General features: G+C 60.5%; 20 protein-coding genes. 5 read left to right on the top strand and 15 right to left on the bottom strand.

The window, feature by feature from the left end:
- Positions 1-102 precede the first annotated feature (102 nt).
- A complete protein-coding gene (locus CAG02_RS19865; RefSeq protein ID WP_085713211.1) occupies positions 103-1014 on the bottom strand; it encodes a LysR family transcriptional regulator in 912 nt (303 codons plus the stop codon).
- A gap of 60 nt (positions 1015-1074) precedes the next feature.
- The gene (locus CAG02_RS19860; protein WP_085713210.1) at positions 1075-1665 is read right to left on the bottom strand and encodes an NAD(P)H-dependent oxidoreductase; all 591 of its coding nucleotides are present in this window, start codon (positions 1663-1665) and stop codon (positions 1075-1077) included.
- Between the two features lie 203 nt (positions 1666-1868).
- Between CAG02_RS19860 and CAG02_RS19855 the strand changes: the two genes are divergently transcribed.
- Complete coding sequence (locus tag CAG02_RS19855; protein WP_085713209.1) at positions 1869-2183, top strand: putative quinol monooxygenase; 315 nt, start codon at positions 1869-1871, stop codon at positions 2181-2183.
- Here CAG02_RS19855 and CAG02_RS19850 read toward each other — a convergent pair.
- Positions 2173-2937, bottom strand: a complete 765-nt coding sequence (locus CAG02_RS19850) for a sulfite exporter TauE/SafE family protein (RefSeq protein ID WP_085713208.1) — start codon at positions 2935-2937, stop codon at positions 2173-2175. The genes CAG02_RS19855 and CAG02_RS19850 overlap by 11 nt on opposite strands.
- Before the next feature lie 82 nt (positions 2938-3019).
- On the opposite strand from CAG02_RS19850, the gene CAG02_RS19845 reads away from it, so the two are divergent.
- The 3 genes from CAG02_RS19845 (at position 3020) to CAG02_RS19835 (ending at position 4918) form a co-directional block, all read left to right on the top strand.
- A complete protein-coding gene (locus CAG02_RS19845; RefSeq protein WP_085713207.1) occupies positions 3020-3901 on the top strand; it encodes a LysR substrate-binding domain-containing protein in 882 nt (293 codons plus the stop codon).
- A 172-nt stretch (positions 3902-4073) separates the two neighbouring features.
- Positions 4074-4583, top strand: a complete 510-nt coding sequence (locus CAG02_RS19840) for a flavin reductase (protein WP_007953834.1) — start codon at positions 4074-4076, stop codon at positions 4581-4583.
- A gap of 59 nt (positions 4584-4642) precedes the next feature.
- A complete protein-coding gene (locus CAG02_RS19835) occupies positions 4643-4918 on the top strand; it encodes a LysR family transcriptional regulator (protein WP_085713206.1) in 276 nt (91 codons plus the stop codon).
- A gap of 50 nt (positions 4919-4968) precedes the next feature.
- Here CAG02_RS19835 and CAG02_RS19830 read toward each other — a convergent pair whose 3' ends face one another.
- From CAG02_RS19830 to CAG02_RS19800, 7 genes are all read right to left on the bottom strand, one after another.
- Positions 4969-5526: a chorismate lyase gene (locus tag CAG02_RS19830; RefSeq protein WP_085713205.1), complete on the bottom strand. Its 558-nt coding sequence runs from the start codon at positions 5524-5526 to the stop codon at positions 4969-4971.
- A gap of 75 nt (positions 5527-5601) precedes the next feature.
- On the bottom strand, positions 5602-5967 hold the full coding sequence (locus CAG02_RS19825) for a helix-turn-helix transcriptional regulator (RefSeq protein WP_085713204.1): 366 nt from the start codon (positions 5965-5967) through the stop codon (positions 5602-5604).
- A gap of 129 nt (positions 5968-6096) precedes the next feature.
- Entirely contained in the window at positions 6097-7548 is a 1452-nt protein-coding gene (locus CAG02_RS19820; protein WP_085713203.1) for an efflux transporter outer membrane subunit, read from the bottom strand.
- A gap of 9 nt (positions 7549-7557) precedes the next feature.
- A complete protein-coding gene (locus tag CAG02_RS19815; protein WP_085713202.1) occupies positions 7558-10635 on the bottom strand; it encodes a MexW/MexI family multidrug efflux RND transporter permease subunit in 3078 nt (1025 codons plus the stop codon).
- Positions 10632-11732, bottom strand: a complete 1101-nt coding sequence (locus CAG02_RS19810) for an efflux RND transporter periplasmic adaptor subunit (protein ID WP_085713201.1) — start codon at positions 11730-11732, stop codon at positions 10632-10634. Before CAG02_RS19810 ends, CAG02_RS19815 begins: the two co-directional genes overlap by 4 nt.
- Before the next feature lie 136 nt (positions 11733-11868).
- Positions 11869-13026 carry an oxidoreductase gene (locus CAG02_RS19805; protein ID WP_085713200.1) on the bottom strand — a complete coding sequence of 386 codons (1158 nt, stop codon included), beginning with the start codon at positions 13024-13026 and terminating at the stop codon, positions 11869-11871.
- A 230-nt stretch (positions 13027-13256) separates the two neighbouring features.
- Positions 13257-14219, bottom strand: a complete 963-nt coding sequence (locus CAG02_RS19800) for an NAD(P)-dependent oxidoreductase (RefSeq protein WP_256576970.1) — start codon at positions 14217-14219, stop codon at positions 13257-13259.
- Between the two features lie 68 nt (positions 14220-14287).
- Between CAG02_RS19800 and CAG02_RS19795 the strand changes: the two genes are divergently transcribed.
- Entirely contained in the window at positions 14288-15424 is a 1137-nt protein-coding gene (locus CAG02_RS19795; protein ID WP_085713198.1) for an LLM class flavin-dependent oxidoreductase, read from the top strand.
- A gap of 100 nt (positions 15425-15524) precedes the next feature.
- Here the strand turns inward: CAG02_RS19795 and rfbA are convergent, their stop codons facing one another.
- The 5 genes from rfbA to CAG02_RS19770 are packed head-to-tail and all read right to left on the bottom strand — an operon-like array spanning position 15525 to position 21875.
- Positions 15525-16448 (bottom strand): glucose-1-phosphate thymidylyltransferase RfbA, encoded by a 924-nt coding sequence (rfbA, locus tag CAG02_RS19790; protein ID WP_085713197.1) that lies wholly within the window; start codon positions 16446-16448, stop codon positions 15525-15527.
- A 42-nt stretch (positions 16449-16490) separates the two neighbouring features.
- Complete coding sequence (gene rfbB, locus CAG02_RS19785; RefSeq protein WP_218189844.1) at positions 16491-17573, bottom strand: dTDP-glucose 4,6-dehydratase; 1083 nt, start codon at positions 17571-17573, stop codon at positions 16491-16493.
- Positions 17574-17627: 54 nt separating this feature from the next.
- Positions 17628-19805 carry a prenyltransferase/squalene oxidase repeat-containing protein gene (locus tag CAG02_RS19780; protein ID WP_085713196.1) on the bottom strand — a complete coding sequence of 726 codons (2178 nt, stop codon included), beginning with the start codon at positions 19803-19805 and terminating at the stop codon, positions 17628-17630.
- A gap of 22 nt (positions 19806-19827) precedes the next feature.
- On the bottom strand, positions 19828-21078 hold the full coding sequence (locus CAG02_RS19775; protein ID WP_085713195.1) for a hypothetical protein: 1251 nt from the start codon (positions 21076-21078) through the stop codon (positions 19828-19830).
- On the bottom strand, positions 21075-21875 hold the full coding sequence (locus CAG02_RS19770) for a DapH/DapD/GlmU-related protein (RefSeq protein ID WP_256576969.1): 801 nt from the start codon (positions 21873-21875) through the stop codon (positions 21075-21077). Before CAG02_RS19770 ends, CAG02_RS19775 begins: the two co-directional genes overlap by 4 nt.
- Positions 21876-22566: the final 691 nt, after the last annotated feature.

The raw sequence follows: 22566 nt of genomic DNA, 5'->3' as shown, positions 1-22566 counted from the left end.
GAGAAACTCCCTGCGTGAATAAGTGATGGAGCGAGTATCGACCGCCGAGCCCGGCGGAAAAACCCGCCCACGACCAAATCACTGTTGCGCAGGGATCACGAATCAGCCTTTGAAATCAGCGCTGGCGTAAGTCGCCAGTTTGCTCTGGATGAAATCCAGGAAGCACTGAATCCGCAGCGCCAGTTGCGAGTTGCGGTAGTACACCGCGTTGATCGGCTGGCGATAACCGCTGTTGAATTCCGCCAGCAACACCTTCAGACGCCCGGCGCGAATGTCGTCGATGGTCATGAAATGCGAGAGGCAGGCAATGCCCTGGCCTTCCAGCGCCAGATGGCGGACCGTCTCGCCGCTGGAGGCGCTGATCGCCGGGGTGATCGGCCAGCGGTCGCCGTGCACGTAGCGCAGCGGCCATTGGTTGAGGCCTTCGTTCTGAGTGAAGCCGAGCAAGGTGTGTTCACTCAGATCGGCGACCTGGAGCGGCGCACCGTGTTTTTCCAGATACGCAGGACTGGCGACGATCAGCAGCGGACTGCAACCCAGCGACCGGGCATGCAACGTCGAATCGGCGAGGGTGCCGATGCGGATGGCGACGTCGGTGCTTTGTTCCAGCAGGTCAATGATCAGGTCATTGCTGTTGAGTTCGAGCTGGATGTCCGGGTACAGCCGCCGGAATTCGTCGATGTACGGCACGATGGCGTGGAGCATGAACGGCGACGCGGCGTTGATTCGCAGTCGCCCCGATGGCGTCTGTTGACGAGAAGAGAGGCGCTCTTCAAGTTGATCCATCTGGTCGAGGATCAGCTTGGCCTGTTCGAAGAAATACTTGCCCTCCTCGGTCAGGTCCATGCGCCGTGTGGTGCGGTTGATCAACGTGGTGTCGAGCTTGGCTTCCAGCCGCGACAGCGTGCGGCTGACCGCCGACGGCGTCTGTCCGACCTGCTCGGCGGCGGCGGAAATCGAACCGCATTCGATCACGCAGACGAAAATCTGCAACTCATCGGATCTGGCTTTCACGGGTGTCCTCGAATCGAAAGGCCTGCTGCACAGGCTCAGGCCTTCGATAGTAGCCGAGCGTCAGGCCTTGAGGCCAAACACCTCGCTCAGATGCTGCTCGTAACGCGCCACATCCGCTTCGATGTTCGGGCGCTTCATCACGTCCACGCAGAGGAACGTCGGCAGACCGGTCATGCCGAGGAACTCGTTGGCCTTGTGGAACGGGAAGTAAACCGCGTCGACGCCTTTGGCTTCGAAGAAGTCGGTCGGATCATCGAACGCCTGCTGCGGTGCGTTCCAGGTCAGCGACAGCATGTATTGCTTGCCCTGGATCAGACCGCCGCTGCCGTACTTCTGCGACGAATCGGAACGGGTGCGACCATCGCTGGCGTACAGGCTGCCGTGGCCTTCGGTGAAGACTTCGTCGATGTACTTTTTCACGGTCCACGGCGCGCCCATCCACCAGCCCGGCATCTGATAAATGATCACGTCGGCCCAGAGGAATTTGGCGACTTCTTCGGCGATGTCGTAACCCTCGTCGATGAAGGTGGTCTTGACGTCGACACCGCCGCGATCCAGCACGCTCAGCGCCGCTTCGTGCAGGGTGGTGTTGTAGCGACCGTCGGAGTGGGCGAATTTTTTACCGCCGTTGAGCAAAAGTACTTTTTTCATGGAACAGCCTCGATCGGATGCCGATGCACAGCGCAGAGCGCCGGATGGACAAGGGGAGAAATTGGATGGCGGCAGATTAGCGATGCGCCTCGCGCGGAATAAGCCGCGGTTGCGCAAAATTCATTTGAGTAAAACGCACGAATCGATTGCCGATTGTTGCCGTAGGATTGGCCGCCATCTGAATCTGAATGGAGTTTTTTGCGATGAGCGAACGCCAGGGTTTCATCCTGCACGCCAAGACCCGCCCGGAAAAAGCCGAGGCCTTCGAAGCGTTTTTCCGCGCCTACGTCGAGCCGAGCCGCGCCGAACCCGGCTGCATCGAGTACCACATGCTGCGGGACAAGGAAGACCCGACCCTGTTCATCTTCTACGAGGTCTGGGAAAGCCAGGCGCATCTGGACGTGCACTCGAACCTGCCGCACATGCAGCAGTTTCTCGCTCAGCGCATGGAGTATCTGGAGCGGGATTTCGATATCCGCCCGATCGAGATGCTCAGCGATTCGTCCGCTAGCCGCTGATCAACAGATGGGCGCCGAGCGCGCCCAGACCGATGAAGAACACCCGCTTGAACAGCACGGCGCTGATGCGCTGGCGCAGCCATTGCCCGAGCAGCATGCCGAGCATCGCCGGGATCAGCGCCAGCAGCGATGCACTCAGTTCCGCGCCGCCGAGTGAACCGCGCCAGAGCAATCCACCGGCCAGCGCCAGGGTCGACACGGTGAAGGACAGGCCCAGCGCCTGCACCAGTTCATCGCGGCTCAAACCCAGTGCCTGCAGATACGGCACCGCCGGAATCACGAACACACCGGTGGCCGAAGTGATGACGCCGGTGATCACCCCACACAGCGGCCCCAGCCAAGGTTCATGGCGGCGACGGACACTCAGCGTCGGCAGGAACAATCCACTCAGCGCATAGAGCAACAACGCCGCGCCGAGCCCGCGCACCACCCAATGCCCGCCCGCCATGCCGATCCACAACGTGCCGATGGCCGTACCGAAAAAGATCGCCAGCAGCATTGGCCACAAGCGTTTTACCAGCCCGCGCAGATGCCCGCCGAACGCCAGTTGCCAGAGGTTGGTCAGGGTCGCCGGAATGATCAGCAACGCCGCAGCCTGCGACGGCACCATAGCCAGACCGAGCAAGCCCATGGCGACGGTGGGTAGGCCGAGACCGATCACGCCTTTCACCAGACCAGCGAGGACGAAGGTCATCAGCACCAGCAAAGACAGGGCCAGACCGAGGTTTTGATAGAAATCTGCGAGTGCGTTCATGGCGATACTGTGCGCCTGCGCGGATGAACTGAAAATCTGTCATACACTGAGGCAGCCTCTCTTTCAGCAAGAGCCACGAACGATGCACTTCGACCTCACCGACCTGCGCCTGTACCTGCACATTATCGACAGCGGCAACATCACCGCTGGTGCCGCACGCAGTCATCTTTCGCTGGCGGCGGCCAGTGCGCGGATCCGGGCCATGGAGGCGTCGTTGGGCACCGAGTTTCTTGAACGCGGGCGCCGTGGCGTCACGCCAACACCGGCCGGTAAAGCGTTGGCGCAACATGCGCGTGTGTTGCTGCAACAGGCCGACCGCCTGCAACAGGATCTGGCCGAATACGCCCGGGGCGTCAAAGGCCAGGTGCGTCTGCTGTGCAACACCACAGCGCTCAGTGAGTATTTGCCGGAGGTGCTGGCGGATTTCCTGCGTGAGCATCCCAATCTCGATATCGATCTGCAGGAGTTGCCCAGCGCCCGCATCACCCATGCCTTGCGCCAGGGGGCGGCGGATCTGGGCATTGTGTCCGACGCGATCGACACCACCGACTTGCAGACCCGAGCCTTTCGCGACGACCCACTGGTGTTGATTCTGCCGCTGGAACATCCCCTGTCTGACGCGACCGAAATCAGCTTCAGCGACGCCCTGCGTCACGACTTCGTCGGTCTACACGCTGACAGCGCACTGGCCGTGTATCTGGAAGAACAGGCGCTGCACAGCGGCTCGCGGATGCAGATCCGCATCCGCGCCGATGGTTTCGACGGTGTGATGCGCATGGTGGCCCGAGGTGCCGGTCTGGGCATTGTGCCGCTGGCGGCGGTTCAGCGTGCCGCGCCGCAATCCTTCAAATCCCTGCCGATGAGTGAAGCGTGGGCCAGGCGCAAACTGTTGCTGTGTGCCCGGGATTTCTCCACGTTGCCGCCCTATGCCACAGCCTTGTTGCGAGCTTTGGCTCTCGCCTGAGCGTGATCTTTTGAGCTGCAAAATAAGCACACGGAATAGTTTTCAAGGTACGAATACATACGTACTATATCGCCAGAGCGAACGTGTTGCCCGATACCCGTTTTCGCACAACGACAACGGACAAGGAAGAACGGATCGGCTCCATTAAACCTACATGGAATGAGGTGACGCGATGGTTGATTCAACGGAGTTTCGTAATGCAATGGCGATGCTGGGGAGTGCCGTCACCATCGTCACGACCGATGGCCCTGCGGGGCGTTTCGGCTTTACCGCCTCGGCGGTGTGCAGCGTGACGGATTCACCGCCCACGCTGCTGGTGTGCGTCAATCGCTCGTCGTCCAATCACGAGCATTTCAAGACCAATGGCGTGCTGTGCGTGAACGTCCTGACCGGTGATCATCAGTCGACATCAGGGGCATTCGCCAATCGGCAGTTGAGCATGCAGGAGCGTTTTTCCAGCGTGAACTGCCAGACATTGAAGACCGGTTCGCCAGTGATCGAAGAAGCGCTGGTCAGCCTCGATTGCCGGGTCAGCAAGGTCGATGAAGTGGGCACTCACAGCATCTTCTACTGTGAAATCCTCGAGCTGCAGCAACACAGCGAGGCCACGGAAGGCCTGGTCTATTTCAACCGCAGTTACTACCGCCTGAACGACGAACTGCGCCTGGCACCCGAGCAGTGATCCAGACACCCGCCGGCCTCGGCTGACGCCAGCCGGCGGGTCATGACAGGGATGTAACCATGCTATTCAATGAAGACAACTTCGCGGATATCGACCTGAACCTGATCATCATTTTCCTGGTGCTGTTCCGCGAACGCAGCGTGTCACGCACGGCCGAGCGCCTGCACGTCAAACAACCCGCCATCAGCGGATCGCTGGCACGACTGCGCAAGCGGTTCGATGATCCTCTGTTTCTGCGTTCATCCAGAACCATGCGCCCGACCTCGAAAGCCGAGGAGCTGGCGCAAGCCCTGACGCCGGCAATCAAGCAGATCGAAGCAGTCATCCGGCTCTGAGTAACTTGCGAAAAAAAACCTGCGGGCGTTCGCTCCCGCAGGTTTTTTTGTCAGGCCGATTTGCGCGCCTGAGCGTACTCGACCCGGGCCCAGAACGCCGGCAGGAAGCACTCGCTGACCAGCAGCGCCGAGCCATTGCGGGTGAAGCGCGAACGTCGGGCCAGCAGGCGCTTGGCCTGCGGCGCGTAGCGCTGGGACAGCGCCGCCAACGGTGCGCCGGGGGGCAGCAAGGCGCACTGGAAGGGCTCGCGCAGCGTCTGCTCCGAGGTGTAGAGAATCTCGGCCAGCGGTCGGCGACCGTAGCCGTTCAGATCCGCCCAGTCGCCGTTCAGCGCCGGCATGCTGGTCAGGCTGCGCGCGGTGACGCAGGCCTCGCCATCGAGTTTCATCACCACCTCGCGCACCCAGCCGATGGTCATCGGCGGCACGTTCAGCGCTTGCGCTTCTTCTGGATTGAGCGGGCCATGGGACTGCTCGACCACTTCGATTGAATAGTCGCCCATGGCTTTCAGACGCGGGGTCAGTGCCCCGGGCAAAAACAGCCAGTGATGCTCAGAGCCGGTCAAATCCGACAGCGGTCGCGACGACCAGTAATGACTTGTATCCATACCCGCACACACCTTCCTGGTGATGGTGAATTGATTGGTTGCCGTGGAAGGCCAACCCTTCACCGGCGGTGTCTGTCACTCGGTTCCGTTTTCTTCGGTCACTTCGTGTTTGCTGATGACGCTGATGGTCTGTTCATCGGTCTTCACCGCCGACAACAGCGAATCGAGCAGGCCAGGGAAACGCACGTCCATGTCTTCACGACGCAAGGACAACAGGTTTTCCCGACCGTAGGGGCGCTGCCAAATCAGACCGCTGTCGCGCAGGACCCGCCAGTGGTGGGTCATGGTCGACTTCGATGCGCCCTTGAGGATCCGGCCGCATGGATGTTCCTGGCCATCGGACAACACTTTCAACACGGTCAGGCGTAGCGGGCTTCCCAATGCGTTCAGCACATTTTCCAGAAGGATCTGATCCTGATTGGGATGATTCGGGACGTTCATAGGTAGGTACCCTTGATGATATAGGCGGGGAAAATCCGTCTTGTATTCGTCTATACGAGAACAGTAAGACTATACACAAGATGCTTTTTTCCCGCGACAGCCGCCCCGAAGGCGGCGTCCCGGAAAACACTACAGAGCACTGCTCTGTGCCGTCTCCAGCGCGGGGGCCTGGAACCCGCCACCCAGCGCTGCCATCAACGAAACCGAACTGTCGATGTGCTTGCTGTTGAGGAAGGCCAGACGCATTTCGTCCTGAATCAATTGTTGCTCGATATTCAGCGCATCGAGGAACGTATCTTCCCCGGCCTTGTAGCGCGATTGCGACAGATCGTAAGACGACTGCGCAATCGAACAGGCATCGCGCTGTACGACGATTTGCTGCTCGAAGGAACGCAGCTGCGTCACTGATATCGCCACCTCGTGCAGGGCCGAATTCAACACCCGGTTGTACTGGGCGATGGAGCTGTCGAGTTCGGCGTTGCCGGCTTTCAAGTCCGAGCGCAGGCGCCCGGCATCGAAGATCGGCAGCGACACCGTCGGCGCCACGTTCCAGAACTTGCTGACCCCGGCGAACAGCGCATCACCGGTCAAGGCATGGGAACCCGCCGCCGCCACCAGATTGATGTTCGGGTAGAAAGTGGTCTTCACCGCCGCGACGTTTTTGGTCTCGGCCTCCACCCGCCAACGCGCAGCGACGATGTCCGGACGACGACCGAGCAATTGCGCAGGCAACTGCGCCGGCAATGCCACGACGCTGGCTTGCAGATTCGATGGCCGCTCGAGCGTGTGCGCACGATCGACGCCCTTGCCGATCAGCGCCGACAGTTGCAGCCGAGCGATTTCGATGTCTTCGTTGGCGCCGATCAGGGTCGATTCCGAACGCGCCTTGAGGCTCTGCACCTGCTTGAGCTGCGAGAGGTTGTCGAGGCCCGAGCCGTAGCGCGAATCCGTCAGTTCCACCAGCTTGCTCAAGCGTTCCAGATCGCGCTGATTCAGCTCCGACACCTGCCATGCGTACGCCAGCTGGTTGTAGGCCTTGGCCACGTTGACCGCCAGAATCAGTCGCGACGATTGCAGATCGACTTCCGCCGCTCGTGCGCTGTTGAGCGCCGATTCCCAGGCGGCACGCTGGCCGCCCCAGAGGTCGAAGGTGTAGCTGAAATTCACCGCCAGATTGCGTGCGGTGAAATACTTTTCACCCTCGCCGCTGTAGTCCTCGAAGCGCGACAGCCGACCGCGAGTGACACCCGCCGACGCGTCCATTTCCGGGTAACGCTCGGCGTCGCGCAGGTCGAGAAATGCGTTGGCCTTGGCGACCCGGGCAGCGACTTCCTGCAAGTCCGGGTTGCTGGCATACGCCTCTTCGATCAGCGCGCCCAGACGCGGATCACCCAGCGATGTCCACCAGTCCGCACGGGGCCACTGGGCCGGTGGCAACTTGTCTTTCAGGCTGTCGGACGGCGCATCGCCGACCGCCAGCAGTTTGCCCTGATGATCGATCCCGGCGTAATTCACACAACCCGCCGCCAACAGGATGGACGCCGCCAGGGGCGCCAGCATCAAACGTGTAATCGAATACATGTCACGTCCTCACAGGATGGGTTGCGGCACACCGGCCGGTTCGGCTTCAGGTGCGTGGCTCGGCTGCTTGATCGAACTGAGCAGCGTGTACACCGACGGCAGAATGAACAGGGTGAACAAGGTGCCGATCAGCATCCCGACCACAATCACCAGGCCCAGGCCGAAGCGGCTGTTGGCGCCGGCACCGCTGGCGAACAACAGCGGGGCGAGACCGACCACCATGGCAGCGGTGGTCATCAGGATCGGCCGCAAACGTACTTGCGCGGCGTGCTGGATCGCTTGCACGCGGTCCATGCCTTGCTGGCGCTGCAACTCGTTGGCGAACGCGACCATCAGGATCCCGTGCTTACTGATCAGACCGATCAGCGTGATCAGGCCGATCTGGGTGTAGATGTTCATCGAGGTCATGCCCAGCGCCAGCGGCACCAGGGCCCCGCAGATCGACAGCGGCACGCTGATCAGAATGATGAACGGGTCGCGGAAGCTCTCGTACTGCACGCTCAGCACCAGGTAGATAATCACCAGGGCCAGGCCGAAGGTGAACGCCAGGCTGTTGCCTTCCTGCACGTATTGGCGGGCGTCGGACTGCCAGTCGAAACTGAAGCCGGCCGGGAAGCCTTCCGATTGTTTTTGCAGGAAGCCCACCGCATCACCCAGGGTCACGCCCGGTGCCGGAATGGCCTGGAACGTGGCGGAGTTCTGCTGGTTGAACTGGGTCAGGCGATTCGGCTCGACCTTGACGCTGAGGGTGGCCAGCGTCGACAACGGCACCGGGTTGCCCTTCTGATCCTTCACGTAATACAGCTTCAGGGTTTCCGGAGTCAGGCGATCCGCCGACACCGACTGCGGGATCACGTCGTAGGAACGACCGTGGAACGAGAACCGGTTGACGTACTTCTCGCCGATCAGGCTGTTCAGCGTCTCGCCGATGTCCTGCATGCGGATGCCGAGGGCGTTGGCCTTGGCCCGGTCAACCTGGATTTCCACAACCGGGTTGTTGAAGTCCAGATCGCTGTCGACCACCGCGAACAGACCACTGGCCTGGGCGGCTTGCTTGAGCTGATCCATCACGTTGTACAGCGCCAGATAATCCTGATCGCTGCGGATCACCATCTGCACCGGCAGACCACCGGTGGAGCCCGGCAGCGGCGGCATCTGGAACACGAAAATGCTCGTGCCTTCGATCTGGTTCACCCGCGCCTGCAAGTCAGGCTGGATGGTGTTGGCATCGCGGCCGCGTTTTTCCCAGTCCACCAGGTTGATCCCGCCGACGCTGTTGGACAGGCCGTCGGAACCGTTCGCCACCCAGTTGCTGTAGCCCTCGGGGATTTCGTTGAAGGTCTTGTACAGCTCGTGGGCGTAGGCTTCGAGGTAATTCAGGTTGGCGTGCTGCGGCGCCTTGATCGCGGTCAGCAGGATGTTCTGGTCTTCCAGCGGCGCCAGTTCGGTCTGCGCCGAGCGATAGAGGAACGGCAGGCTGAAGAAGATCACCAGCGCCACGCTCAGGCTGATCCAGCGACGTGCCAGCGAACCGCCGAGCAGCGCGCCATAACGACGGGACAGGTACTGGAAGAAACGATCCGCCTTGACCGCCATGAAGCCTTCGCTGGTTTTCGCGTCCAGCAGACGGGTACTCATGATCGGCGACAGGGTCAGTGCGACGATGCCGGAAATCACCACGGCGCCGGCCAGGGTCAGTGCGAACTCCTTGAACAGCGTGCCGGTGAGGCCGCCCATCAGACCGATCGGCGCGTACACCGCCGCCAGAGTGAAGGTCATCGCCACCACCGGCCCGGCCACTTCACGAGCGCCGATCAGAGCAGCGTCGAACGGAGTCTTGCCCTCTTCGATGTGACGGTGAACGTTTTCCACCACGACGATGGCGTCGTCCACCACCAGCCCGATGGCGAGCACCATGGCGAGCAGGGTCAGCAGGTTGAGGCTGAAACCGAACATCTGCATCAGCATCGCTGCGCCAAGCATCGACAGCGGGATCGTCACCAGTGGAATCAGCACAGTGCGGAACGTGCCCAGGCACAGGTAAATCACCAGCACCACGATCACCAGCGCTTCGAGCAGGGTGTAGCTCACCTCGTCGATCGACGATTGAATGAAGTGCGCCACTTCGAACGGGATCTGCACGGTCACGCCCGGTGGCAGGGTTTCCTGGATCTGCGGCAGCAATTCACGCACGCGTTTTACGATGACCAGCGGGTTGCCGGTGGGTGCCGCGTCCAGACCGAGGAACAGCGCCGGTACGTCGCTCATCGCGCCGCTGGTGTCGGTGGAGGCCGCGTTCAACTCGACGGTGCCGACGTCACGCACACGGATGATGTGGCCGTTGTCGTTGCGCAGCACCATGTCGCGGAAGTCTTCGACGCTGTTCAGGTCGGTGTTGACCCGCAGGTTGCTGACCACGTACAGGCCTTTGACCTGGCCCGGTGCCGCCTGGAAGTTGTTGCCTTCGATGGCGGCCGAAACGTCCTGCCCGGTCATACCGTAGCCGGCCAGACGCTGCGGATCGAGCCACAGGCGCATGGACAGTTTCTGCTCGCCCATGATGTTGATCTTGGCCACGCCTTCGATGCCGGCGAACATCGGCTCGACGACGCGGGAGATGTAATCCGACATCTCCGGGATGGTCAGGTTGGAACTGGCGAACGCGACGTAGGCCACGCTGGTGAAGCCGCCGGAAGTACGCTCCACCACCGGGTCGTAAGCGTCCTTGGGCAAGCGGTATTTGATCTGGTTGACCTTGGCCATGACCTCGGTCAGCGCCGCGATGGAATCACTGTTCAGTGCCATGCGGATCGTCACCTGGCTGCGACCCTGGGTCGAGGCCGACGACAGATAGTCAATGCCCTCGACCGAGGCCACGGCCTGACTGATTGGTTGGGTGACGAAGCCCTGCATCAGCTCCGAAGAGGCGCCGGGATACTGGGTGGTGACCGTGATGGTCGACGTTTCCAGCATCGGGTATTGACGGATCGGCAGGTTCATCAGCGCACGCACCCCGAACAGCAGGATCAGCGTGCTGACCACCACGGCCAGCACCGGGCGGCGAAGAAAGAGGTCGGTGAAATTCATTTTTCCAGCCCACTGAGTTTAAGAGCAATCGTGTCCGGCACGCCTTCCACCGCCACACCGTCGTGGAGCTTGAGCTGACCGGATGTCACTACCTGCACACCTTCGATCAAGCCCTTGTCGACCACCGCCCAACCGTTGCGACGCTCGCCGACCTTGATGCTTTCACGCTTGACCTTCTGCACGCCGGTCTCGTCGGTGTAGACCGAGAACACGCTCTCGCCGTAGGCGTTGTAGGTGATCGCGGTTTCAGGGATCAGCAGCTCGGCGGTCTGTGGCAGGGTCACCGAGACCCGTGCATACATGCCGGGACGCAGGCGTTTTTGCGTGTCGGTGATGACCGCTTGCACGTTGATGGTGTGGGACTGGTTGATCTGCGGATCGACCGCGACGATCTTGCCGGCGAAGGTCACGTCACCCCAGGCATCGACCTTGGCCTGCACGGTCTGGCCCAGTTGCACTTGCGAGCCATCGCGCTCGGCGAGGGTGAAGTTGACGCGCAGCAGGCCCGGATCCGTCAGGGTCGCCACCGCGCTGCCGGCTTGCAGGTATTGGCCAAGGTGCGCCTGGCGAATGCCGAGGGTGCCGGCGAACGGCGCACGAATGTGCCGCTGAGCGATCTGCGCCTGCATACGTTCCATGTCGCCCTTGGCCGCGTCGTATTGAGCGCGGGCACTGTCGAAGGCGCGACGGCTTTCGGCGCCGGTCTTGGCCAGCTCCTGGACCCGGGCGAACTGGGCCTTGGCCGATTCGTACTCGCCTTTCAGGCGAACCAGTTCACCTTGCTCCGGCGCGTCGTTGAGCTTGAGCAGCACCTGCCCCGCCTTCACTTCATCGCCGGACTCGAAATCGATGTCCACCACTTTGCCGCTGACTTCGGCGGAGACCAGCACCTGACGCTGTGCCTCGAGTTTGCCGATGGCTTCGAGGTAGTAGGTGTAGGGTTGTTTCTTGACCACGGCCAGACCGACCCGGGTGCTGGGGATTCGTTGCTCGGCCGCGGCCGGTGGCGGCGACCAGAAACGCCAGCCCAGCGCGGCGGAAAGAACCACCACCAGAACAATAAAGATCAGCGACTTGATAATATTTCGAGCAAGCATGTGGCACTCCCTTGACTCTTTACTGCGAGCACAAAAGTTTGAGATTTAAGAAAATAAAGGTGCAACTTGAAACGGGCGCGTTATTGATCCCTGTGAACATTCACTGATAACGCGCCCGTTTTTTATTTATCGGCTATTACGCCGCAGCCAGTACATTGGTTTTATCCAGGTAATACTTTCCGATACCGTGCAAGTTCAAAGGCGACAGAGTGAAGTGCTTCGAACCGGTATGAATATCGCGGAAGCAACGCTCCAGGAAGTGCGACTTGTAGACCGCTTTGGAGCCGGCCATCGAGTAGAGCTGGTTGACTGCATTGACCGAGTTTTCAGTCAGCACCGAGGCTGCCAGACCGACACGGGCGCTGACCGGTTCGCCGATGGTTTCACCACGGCTGATCACCTGGTGAATCGCATCTTCCAGCAGCAATTGCGCGGTGTGCACCGAGGAGATGGCGCGACCGGTCTTCTCGAAGATCACCCCTTCCAGACCCGGGTCGGTGTTGACCGCACGGTCGTTGCGGAAGTGATCCACCGCCGCCCGGGCCACGCCCAGCACGGTGGACATCGCCGCCAGGGTGCCGAACTCGTAGTAGCCGGTGGCGTAGGCACGGGAGCTGCGCGCTTCGGGGGATTTCTTCAGGGTTTCGACGTCCAGCGAGTACGACTTGTGGACGATGACGTTGGAGCACTGGAAGTGATGGCTGCCGGTGCCACGCATGCCCAGGGTGTCCCAGGTCGGCAGAACGGTGCACTGGCTGGCAGGGACGAAGAACATCCGCACTTCCGGGGTGGTGTTGTTTTCGGTGCCTTTGACGGTGGCGGTGCAGACCAGCCAGTCGGCGTGGGCCGAGCCGCTGGCGAACGCCCATTTGCCGCTCAGCAGGTAATCGTCGCCCATCGGCAGCGCTTCGCCGCCGGAGTGGATGGCGCCGATCACGAAACCGTCGCAGTGGTTGTAGATCGCTTCGGAAGTGGCTTCCGGCAGGTAGTCCGAGAGGCGCCCCATCGCCACCTGAACCGCCAGTTGCCAGGACAGCGAAGCGTCGTACCGGGCAAATTCCAGCACCAGCGCGGAGGTAGTCTGGATATCGACCTGGGAACCGCCGAACGCTCGGGACACCGACGTACGGCCAAAACCGTCCTTGAAGAAGCGGGACATCACATCCTTGTGCGTCGCATTGGTCTGCTCGCTGTAATCGCGGTGCTGAATAATCAGCGGATTCAGTGCACGCACCTTCTCGAGCCATTCATTGGATTCGGAGGGAAGGCTGTTCCATTGCATTAGATTTTTCATAACGGCTCCTAGCTATTATTTATTTACGATCAGCAGACGAAAAAACAGACGAACTTTTATTGTTGTTAAACCCCGATAAAAATGTACGTCTACAGTCGTACATTTGACAAGCATTATTCTCAGACTTCTTTAACTTTTCAGTGAAAGGTAAATAACTGTCCGACAATAATTAAAAGCGCAAGATGCCGTCCGAACTTGCAAAGCAAATTACGGTGTTTAAATCCGATTGATTACTTCACACCGGCACGCCGGTCACTGACCCGCGACAGCGATGCCCAGTCCTGATCCGCCTGACCATGGGCCATGCCGTCCAGCAAGTTGTCCTTCAACACACTGGCAAACGGCAGCGGTATCTGGGCAGCCTCCCCGGCCTCCAGCACCAGACGGACGTCCTTCAATCCCAACGACAACTTGAAGCCGGCCGGCTCGAATGTGTCATCGGCCATCTGCTTGCCATAACCCTGATAGACCGGAACGGGGAACAGCGTCGAGGTGATCATGTCGATGAATGCGGCACGGCTGATGCCGTAGCCACCGGCCAGGGTCGAGGCTTCGGCCAGGGACTCGATCGCCGAAGCGACCATCAGGTTGGCCGACAGTTTGGCGGCGCACGCCACGTCGGCGGCTTCACCAAAGTGCCAGGTCTTGCGTCCCAACACATCGAACAGCGGCTGCACCCGGGCCAGTGCTTCGGCAGGCCCGGAGGCGAGGATATTCAGATTGCCGGCAGCCGCCACATCGACTCGCCCCAGCACCGGTGCCGAGACGTAACCGACGCCGCGCGCCTCGTGCAGCGCAGCCAGTTCCTTGGCCAGTGCCACGGAAACCGTGGACATGTTGATGTGAACGCTACCGGCCTGAAGTCCTTCCAGCGCCCCGGAATCGAGAAACACCGAGCGGATCGCCGAGTCATCACCGAGCATCGAAATCAGCACCTCGGCCTGCGCAGCCAGCGCGGGTGAATCGACAGGTTCGGCGCCAGCCCTCGCCAGTTCCGCCAGCGGTGCCGACGAGCGATTCCACACGCGGACCCGATGCCCGGCCTTCAGCAGGTTCAGCACCATCGGCGCACCCATCGTGCCCAGACCGATAAATCCCAGTTCCATGTCGCGCTCCTCTCTCGATGAGGTCTTCAAATCCGTTTGTAAAATGACCCACGATTGCGATTGTACGTGTACAGGCGTACATTTCAAGTGCCACGTTGATTCATTCTTCGCGGCAAGGGTTTCAAACGTACCTTTACCCAAGGCAAGGAGGCTTTATGCAATTCGGGATCTACACCGTTGGCGACGTCACACAGGACCCTACCAACGCCCGTACCCCCAGTGAATCCGAGCGCATCCAGGCCACCCTGCAAATTGCGCAGAAGGCCGAAGACATCGGACTGGACGTGTTCGCCACCGGCGAGCACCACAATCCCCCGTTCATCACCTCCTCTCCCACCACGCTGCTGGCCTACATCGCAGCGAAGACCCGACGCATCATTCTTTCGACATCCACCACCCTGATCAGCACCAACGATCCGGTGCGCCTGGCGGAAGAATATTCGCTGCTGCAAAACCTCTGCGGCGGGCGCATGGACCTGATGCTCGGCCGTGGAAACACCGCCCCGGTCTATCCCTGGTTCGGCAAGAGCATCGCCGACGCCCTGCCCCTGGCGATGGAAAACTATCGCCTGCTGCACCGGCTCTGGCGCGAGGAAGACATCAACTGGAGCGGACGCTTTCGCACGCCGCTGAACCACTTCACGTCGATCCCGCGACCGCTGGACGACCTGCCGCCCTTCGTCTGGCACGGCTCGATCCGCACCCCGGAAATCGCCGAGCAGGCGGCGTATTACGGCGACGGATTTTTCGCCAGCCACATCCTCTGGCCCCGGGAGCATTTCATGGCGCTGGTGGAGTTCTACCGCGCGCGGTTTGCCCATTACGGCCATGGCACGCCAGAGCAGGCGATCGTCGGCCTCGGCGGGCACATCTTCATGCGCCGCAACTCTCAGGATGCGCGCCGTGAATTCCGTCCCTACTTCGACAACGCCCCGGTGTACGGTCACGGTCCTTCCCTGGAAGAGTTCATGGAGATGACCCCGCTAGCCGTCGGCAGCCCTCAGGAAATCATCGACAAGACCCTGACCTTCCGCGAGCACTTCGGCGACTATCAGCGCCAGTTGTTCCTGTTCGACCATGGCGGTATTCCGCTGAAGACCGTGCTGGAGCAACTCGACATGTTCGGCAAGGAAGTGTTGCCGGTGCTGCGTGAGGAAACCCGCAAACGCCGCTCGCCACTGGCGGCCGAAGCGCCGACTCACGCCAATCGCCTGGCCCGTTTGCAAACCCCGTCGGCCGATCCACGCGCTACGGTCAAAGCTGCACAACTCGACAGCGTGACCGGCCACTAAACCTGTAGGAGCGAATTTGCTCGCGAAGGGGGCGTCACATTCAACAACATCGTTGACTGAAAGACCGCTTTCGCGAGCAGGCCCGCTCCCACACTTGATATCAAGCAGCGCCTTTCAACGGGCGCTGCGCATCCATCGAAACCACCACATCATCGTTGATCAGTCGCGCCAGATACTGACCGTAACCGGTCTTGCTCATGCTGCCCGCGTGCACCAGCAATTGTGCGTCGTCGATCCAGCCCTTGTTGTAGGCGATCTCTTCGAGGCAGGCGATTTTCAGGCCCTGGCGTTTCTCGATGGCCTGCACGAAGTTGCCGGCTTCCATCAACGCATCGTGGGTGCCGGTGTCGAGCCAGGCCATGCCACGGCCCATCACCGATACGTTCAACTTGCCGCGTTGCAGGTAGACGTTGTTGACGTCGGTAATCTCCAGTTCACCGCGCGGCGACGGCTTGATGTCGGCGGCAATCTGCAGCACTTCGTTGTCGTAGAAATACAGGCCGGTGACCGCGTAGTTGGACTTTGGATCGCTCGGTTTTTCGCAGATGCTCAGGGCCTTGCCGTCAGCATCGAATTCCACCACGCCAAAGCGCTCCGGGTCGGCCACGTAGTAACCGAACACCGTGGCACCCTCGTCTCGAGACGCGGCTTGCAGCAGGGTCTCACCGAAACCGGCGCCGTAGAAAATGTTGTCGCCGAGCACCAGACAAACGTTGTCTTCACCGACGAACTCACGACCGATGATGAACGCCTGGGCGAGGCCGTCCGGGCTCGGCTGAACCGCGTAACTGAGGCTCAGGCCCAACTGGCTGCCGTCGCCGAGCATGCGTTGAAAGCCCGGCAGATCTTCCGGGGTGGAGATGATCAGGATCTCGCGGATTTCCGCCAGCATCAGCACCGACAGCGGGTAGTAGATCATCGGTTTGTCATACACCGGCAGCGACTGTTTCGAGACGCCCAGGGTGATCGGGTGCAGACGCGAACCGGCGCCGCCCGCCAGCAAGATTCCTTTGTACTTGGCCATGCTTTTTTCCTTTCAAGCAGTGAGATTTGAATGACTGAGAGTTCAGGCCACGAGGGCTTCGTTGCGTTGCTCGCCGAGACGCTCCAGCGCGTAGGCTCCGGACATCACCCGCACCCACCAGGCGCGGTTATCCAGATACCAGTCGACGGTTTTCTTCATGCCGCTTTCGAAGGTTTCCTGCGGCGTCCAGCCGAGCGTCGCGTGGATTTTTCCGGCATCGACGGCGTAGCGTTTGTCGTGACCAGGACGATCCTTGACGAAGGTGATCAGGTCGCGGAAGTGCGCGATGCCCGCCGGTTTTTCCGCACCACGCGCTTCGAGCAGATCGCACAGGGTTTGCACGACTTCGAGGTTGGTCTTCTCGTTGTGGCCGCCAATGTTGTAGGTCTGCCCTACTTCGCCGCGGGTCACCACCGCATACAGCGCTCTGGCATGGTCCTCGACAAACAGCCAGTCGCGGATCTGCGCGCCATCGCCGTACACCGGCAACGGCTTGCCTTGCAGCGCGTTGAGGATGACGTGAGGAATCAGTTTTTCCGGGAAGTGATAAGGCCCGTAATTGTTCGAGCAATTGCTCATCACCACCGGCAAACCATAGGTGCGATGCCAGGCGCGGACCAGATGGTCGGAACCAGCCTTGGTCGCCGAATACGGCGAGCTTGGCGCATACGGCGTGCGTTCGGTGAACGCCGGATCTTCGGGTTCCAGGTCGCCATACACTTCGTCGGTGGAAATGTGATGGAAGCGGAACGCCGCCTGACGCGCCGCGTCCAGCCGGTTCCAGTAACCGCGCGCCGCTTCGAGCATCGTGTAGGTGCCGACGATGTTGGTTTCGATGAAGGCTTGCGGGCCATCAATCGAGCGGTCCACGTGGGACTCGGCGGCCAGGTGCATCACCGCATCCGGTTGCAGCCGTGCGAACAGTTCGTCCAGCACCGGCTTGTCGCAGATGTCGACCTGACAGAACCGATAACGCGGCGAGTCGGACACATCAGCCAGCGACTCGAGATTGCCGGCGTAGGTCAGTTTGTCGACGTTGATCACTTCGCATTCGGTCTCTTCGATCAGAAACCGCACCACGGCCGAGCCAATGAAGCCCGCGCCCCCTGTCACTAAAATTTTCATCAGCGCCTCCCCTGGCAAAATGATGATTTAACGTCCTTCGATGCTATGTGCAGGTCAGTTCAACAACGCGACCCAGTATTGCGACAGCCCTTGCTCGAGAATCAGCAGCGTCTGGATGCAGACGAAGCTTTCGTCAGTGGTCGCCGAGGTTGCGTTGAGCGGGCCGAATCCACCGTCCTGCTTCTGATGGGAAGCGATCCAGTCTTTCGATTCCTGCAAATACGTCGGTTGGGCGTCGAGCAGAAACATTGCCGCGATGGCCATGTAAGTGCCCACCAGACTGACCGCTTTGCCTGGCCGGTAGTGGAACGAACCGTTGGCCAGTTGCAGCTTTTGCAGCCAGGCGACGGTCTGTTCGGCATCGACGATGCGCCGGTTGAGAATGAACAGCGTCGACACCACGCGGTACACCGAAAACGCGTCTGGCGGATATCCGGGCTTGTTGGCGAAACCGCCGTCGGCGGAGCGGCAGCGCAGGGCAAACGCCATCACGCCCTGCTCGTCCGGCGCCTTGGCTTCCAGCGCATGCAGCGACAGCACTGCCAGGTTGGTGTGCCAGATGTCCGAGCCGAAACCCGGCACATCGCCGAACCCGCCATCGGGGTTCTGACACGCTTGCAGGTAACGCACGCAACCGCCGATATCGTTCGGCAACGCGCCCAGCACCCGCAGCGACAACACCGCGCAGTAGGTCGCGAACACATCGCTCAGGTGCCCCGGCTGCTCGGCAAATCCACCGTCGGTGTTTTGCGAAGCCCTGATGCAATCGATCAGGCTGGCCTTGTTTTCGATTTGCAGGCCCAGGGCATGCAAGTCCGAGATCACGTGCAGCCCGGAAAACACCTGCCAGGTCTTGTCGGCCCGGAAGCCCAGCGGCGCGGTTTCGGCGGTCAGCCCGTAAGGGGTTTCATTCGACGCACGAGCCTTGGCCAGCCACGCCAGATAACGCTGCAGATCGACATTGATGGTCGGCACGCCATTCGGGTGAATGCGCTGGACGTCGCCACCGCCATCGATCACTTGCAGCTCACGGTTTACCAGCGCTGCATCGTCATGATGAGCAACGCCAGCAGCCGGCTCGATGGCCTGCAAGGCGTGGGCGGCGGCGAGCTGGGTTTTCAGGCTCTTCAGGTGCAGCGGCAGGTACGTCAGGTTGCCGATGCTGAAGATCCCCGGCTGACGCGGCGGCGCCCAGAACTGCCGGATGAACGGCACGGTCGGGTCATCCGGTGTCGACCAGAAATAGCCCTTGCCCATGAACAGTCCGCCATTGCGGGCGTCGTGAAACTCCAGCAAGGCAGCCGTCACCGAAGCGCGGTCAGCGTCGCTCGCGCCGGACGGCAAGGCCTGGATCGCCTGCAACAGCAACGCGACGTCGTAGGCGGTTTTGATCGGGAATGGCGACTCGTGATTTTTGTACGAGGTGTGCCAGTCGCATCGCACTTTGCCGTTGATCCCGACCCGGTCCCAGTACCCGCCGTAGGCCGGATCGCGGAACAGTGCCAGGGTTTGCAGCAGGAACGAACGGGCCAGATTCGACAACGCGTTGTCGTCGCGCACATCGGCCAGTTGCGCCAGCACCAGGCTGACCTGAGCACGCACGGCGCAACGGGTCAGCGCCACATCGACACAGGATTGGCTGTCGCTGCCGGCCACCCGGCCGATCAGGTTTTCTGCATGAATCTGCAGGTGCCCGACCAGTCCCAGGCCCAACGGCTCGTTGCCGATGCGCGCCAGCAACGCCGTGGCGCTGATGTCGAGATCGATCGAGGTCGCCAGCTCCAGCGGCGTCGACCAGTCGCTGCTGTACAGACCCGCAACCGTGGAACGGGCGTAAAGCGCTTCGACCTTTTCCAGCACGCTGTGGATCACCGCATCGTTCGCCGCGTCCTGCGGCACTCGACGCTGATAGGCAATCAGCGCAGCCAATGCGTCCAGTTGCAGCGCCAGCGTCCGGCAACGCCCCGAACCGTGGGGCGTCCAGTAGCGGTCAGCGAGCTCATGAAAACCGGCGTTCGGCGCATCGTACAAACGCATCAGCCCGTCGTGGGCAAAACGCAGTTGAACATCGTCACCGTGGTCGGCCTGGTAGAGCGTGGCCGCGACCTGGTCCTGCAACTGCTTGTCAGTGGAAATCGCGACTTCGCCACTGGCATCGGTGACAGCAAAAAAACCGCCGTACTCAATGTCCTTGAGGCCTTGATCAAATACAAACTGCGGATGCAGCGGCATGGTAAATCCCTCTTCCTTGAGGTTAAGCGGCTTTGCTTGCGGTCAGCGATACAACGCTGCCCTGGCACAACTCGATGATGCGCGTCGCGGCGCGGGCGGCACCTTCGCCGTCCGGTGCGGCCACCTGGCGATGAGGCGCGTAATAGGCCGAAGCGCGAGTGTCTTTCTCCAGTTCGCCCTGAATCAGATCGACGATGGCGTCGCGATCGTGACCCAGATGCGTCGGGAAACCGAGCAGCTCCAGACGGCGCAGGGCTTCGAGTTCGTGGTATTCGGATTTGGACGGCAGCACGAACAGGGTCGGAATCTGCAGTGCGGCGATTTCCGTCACGGTGATCCAGCCCGGCGCCGAAATCAGCAGACTGGCTTCGCGCAGCAGGCCCATCCAGTCCGGGTAATACGGCACGCAAACCACGCCGTCCTGGGCCTGGATATCCTGACGGCCGAGCAATACCAGTTTCAGTTCCGGATTGCGTTCGCGCAGGACCTTGAAGCTGTCGAGGTAGGCGGCAAGCAGCGCATCCTTGTTCTGCGCAAACATCGTGGTGCCGCTGATCGAGGCAACCACAAACGGCGCATCGCCCAGGTTCAGTTGCTCGCGCACGTTCAAGCCGGTCTGCACATTGATGTCGCGGATCATCGGCCCGACAAAATGCGCCTTGCCGCTGTTCAGTGCTTCAGCCACCGGCGTGCCCTGATCGAGTGAAGCCACGTACGGCTTGTCGGTCAGCACCAGTTGGCTCTGATTGATCATCCAGTTGAACTGGCTGTGCAGCGCGGTGCGGGCCCGGGCCATTTCCAGCGCGTTGACCTCGAAGCCGCCGTCGGCCAGGTCGTGATCCTGGAGCTGGCAGAGGGTGAAGTCATAACGCTCGGTCACGAACACCAGCGGCGTGCCGCTGAAAATCGCAGCCAGGCAGGCGGCCATGTTGTAGTCCGACACCAGGGCGGTCGGCTTGTACTCGTCGATCAGAGCCAGGTAAGACAGAATCCGTTCGCCAGACAAAAAGGTATTGGCAATATAACCGCCGATGTAATTATTCCAGTCGAGTTCTTTCGACAAGTTGCTCTTTTTCGAGTAGTCGACCAGACGACCGGCAATATCCACCACTTCGACGCCGGACTTTTCGAACATGGGCGTAAAGGTTGGCTGCAAAGAAGCCAGTGCTACGGTCAATGGCATGTCCGGACGTTGCTTTTTAATCGCCTGAGCGATCGAAAGCGCGCGCATGTTGTGGCCTGAACCGGTCGGATTGGGGGCAAATAAAATCATTCTTGAATCTCCATTAGTTGAACAACGCCATGAACCACAGTGTTTTCCAATACATCCCTTATCACCACCGAGTACGGTTTTATTACTGCACCGTCACCGATACTCAGTGGACCTACCAAGATGGCGCCCTCGCCAATTACGCAACGACTTCCAATGCGCACAGGTGCCTCCTCCCAGGGCAGTGAGCGAAAAGAATGATCATGAGTGGACGCAACAATCGTGACGTCTTCGGCCAGCTCGCTGAAGGCACCGATGGTCACTCCGCCGGCCGCTTCGATAACCACGCCCGGCGCCAGTCGAGCACCAGTGCCCAGTTCGATGCCGCCCAGTTGCGACATGCCGCCCTGACGGCTGCTTCGCCCGATCAGAATGCAGTCCCGGGCAATTTCCACCGAAGCACCGCCGCGCAATTCGGCATCGATCAGGGCTTCGTCGCTGATGTCCCAGGTCGCGGTGTCGGGGTTCAACGCCTTGAGGCGCGGCACCGACTGCGTGGAACGATCGAGCATCGACGGCAAGCCCTGACGCGCCCGGTCCCGGACTTTGGCCAGCACCGGCGCCGGGCTCGGCAGGCCGTCCTCGACGACTGTGCGCTGGGCGATGACCCGCGCCGGACGACCGACCACGATGGCATCTGCCGGCACATCCGCCGTCACCAGCGCTCCGGCTGCGATCACCGCTCCCGCACCGATGGAAACCCCGGCGGTTACGGTGGCCTTGGCGCCCAGCCAGACGTTTTCGGCAATCTGCACCGGTGCTTGCGCCGTTCCCAGGCAACGTGCGCCAGTGGCAAACATGCTGGACGCGCCAACTGAAGTGAACTGCAAATCACACTTGAATCCGATGAAACAATCATCGGCGACCTGAACGTTTTGCAGGCAACTGCCAGCACGAATCCAGACATGCCGGCCCAACTCACTCGCGTCATTCACGGTCGTCGAAACTTCAACTACATTTATGTCGTCCACAATAAAGCCTCATTCCATTGATGCCGGGCACATAAAAATTCGATAGGCGTGCGTATCCCGCAGATATAATTCCGCCGCAGCACAAATAATAATCAACTGTTTATTTAGGGCTTCTATTCAAAGCACGCAAAACATTGCGTCTGCGCAACTTGTTAACTGACCGGTTCATTCAATTGTCGTTATTCATTAACAACAGGTAGAAGTTCACGCTTGCGCCGAAGGCCAAGTCAGTTTCATGTGAAGAAAAGCCGATTCAAGTCTGTCCGTGACTCTGATGTAGCTCCAGTAGGGTGGGATTGTCCTTTAGTACGAATGTTATAGTACAGACGATTTTGTTTTGCAATAGGTGCCAGAATGGTTATCTCGTTTTGGTCTAAAAATTTATTGAACTTTTATGGTGCGCGCTTGTATTAAAACCGTCATATATGCACAGCATTGGTGCAAATTACGGTTTTATCGGGTTTTCCCGCTCAGCGCTAACGGGCATCTGGAGGTCGAACCCAGACATTCCGACGGTGCT

The sequence above is a fragment of the Pseudomonas sp. R43(2017) genome (assembly GCF_002112345.1).
GTDB classification, from domain to species: Bacteria; Pseudomonadota; Gammaproteobacteria; order Pseudomonadales; family Pseudomonadaceae; genus Aquipseudomonas; species Aquipseudomonas kribbensis.
The sequence above is the reverse complement of the archived record's forward strand: the minus strand, read 5'-3'. Positions and strand labels throughout refer to the sequence as shown.

Coding starts and splice junctions, on each gene's coding strand:
- CAG02_RS19855 (WP_085713209.1), top strand. CDS start 1,869: ATGAGCGAACGCCAGGGTTTCATCCTGCACGCCAAGACCCGCCCGGAA.
- CAG02_RS19840 (WP_007953834.1), top strand. CDS start 4,074: ATGGTTGATTCAACGGAGTTTCGTAATGCAATGGCGATGCTGGGGAGT.
- CAG02_RS19810 (WP_085713201.1), bottom strand. CDS start 11,732: ATGCTTGCTCGAAATATTATCAAGTCGCTGATCTTTATTGTTCTGGTG.
- CAG02_RS19805 (WP_085713200.1), bottom strand. CDS start 13,026: ATGAAAAATCTAATGCAATGGAACAGCCTTCCCTCCGAATCCAATGAA.
- CAG02_RS19780 (WP_085713196.1), bottom strand. CDS start 19,805: ATGCCGCTGCATCCGCAGTTTGTATTTGATCAAGGCCTCAAGGACATT.
- CAG02_RS19860 (WP_085713210.1), bottom strand. CDS start 1,665: ATGAAAAAAGTACTTTTGCTCAACGGCGGTAAAAAATTCGCCCACTCC.
- CAG02_RS19770 (WP_256576969.1), bottom strand. CDS start 21,875: ATGTTTGCCACTGGCGCACGTTGCCTGGGAACGGCGCAAGCACCGGTG.
- CAG02_RS19775 (WP_085713195.1), bottom strand. CDS start 21,078: ATGATTTTATTTGCCCCCAATCCGACCGGTTCAGGCCACAACATGCGC.
- CAG02_RS19830 (WP_085713205.1), bottom strand. CDS start 5,526: ATGGATACAAGTCATTACTGGTCGTCGCGACCGCTGTCGGATTTGACC.
- CAG02_RS19820 (WP_085713203.1), bottom strand. CDS start 7,548: ATGTATTCGATTACACGTTTGATGCTGGCGCCCCTGGCGGCGTCCATC.
- rfbB (WP_218189844.1), bottom strand. CDS start 17,573: ATGAAAATTTTAGTGACAGGGGGCGCGGGCTTCATTGGCTCGGCCGTG.
- rfbA (WP_085713197.1), bottom strand. CDS start 16,448: ATGGCCAAGTACAAAGGAATCTTGCTGGCGGGCGGCGCCGGTTCGCGT.
- CAG02_RS19825 (WP_085713204.1), bottom strand. CDS start 5,967: ATGAACGTCCCGAATCATCCCAATCAGGATCAGATCCTTCTGGAAAAT.
- CAG02_RS19795 (WP_085713198.1), top strand. CDS start 14,288: ATGCAATTCGGGATCTACACCGTTGGCGACGTCACACAGGACCCTACC.
- CAG02_RS19835 (WP_085713206.1), top strand. CDS start 4,643: ATGCTATTCAATGAAGACAACTTCGCGGATATCGACCTGAACCTGATC.
- CAG02_RS19845 (WP_085713207.1), top strand. CDS start 3,020: ATGCACTTCGACCTCACCGACCTGCGCCTGTACCTGCACATTATCGAC.
- CAG02_RS19815 (WP_085713202.1), bottom strand. CDS start 10,635: ATGAATTTCACCGACCTCTTTCTTCGCCGCCCGGTGCTGGCCGTGGTG.
- CAG02_RS19850 (WP_085713208.1), bottom strand. CDS start 2,937: ATGAACGCACTCGCAGATTTCTATCAAAACCTCGGTCTGGCCCTGTCT.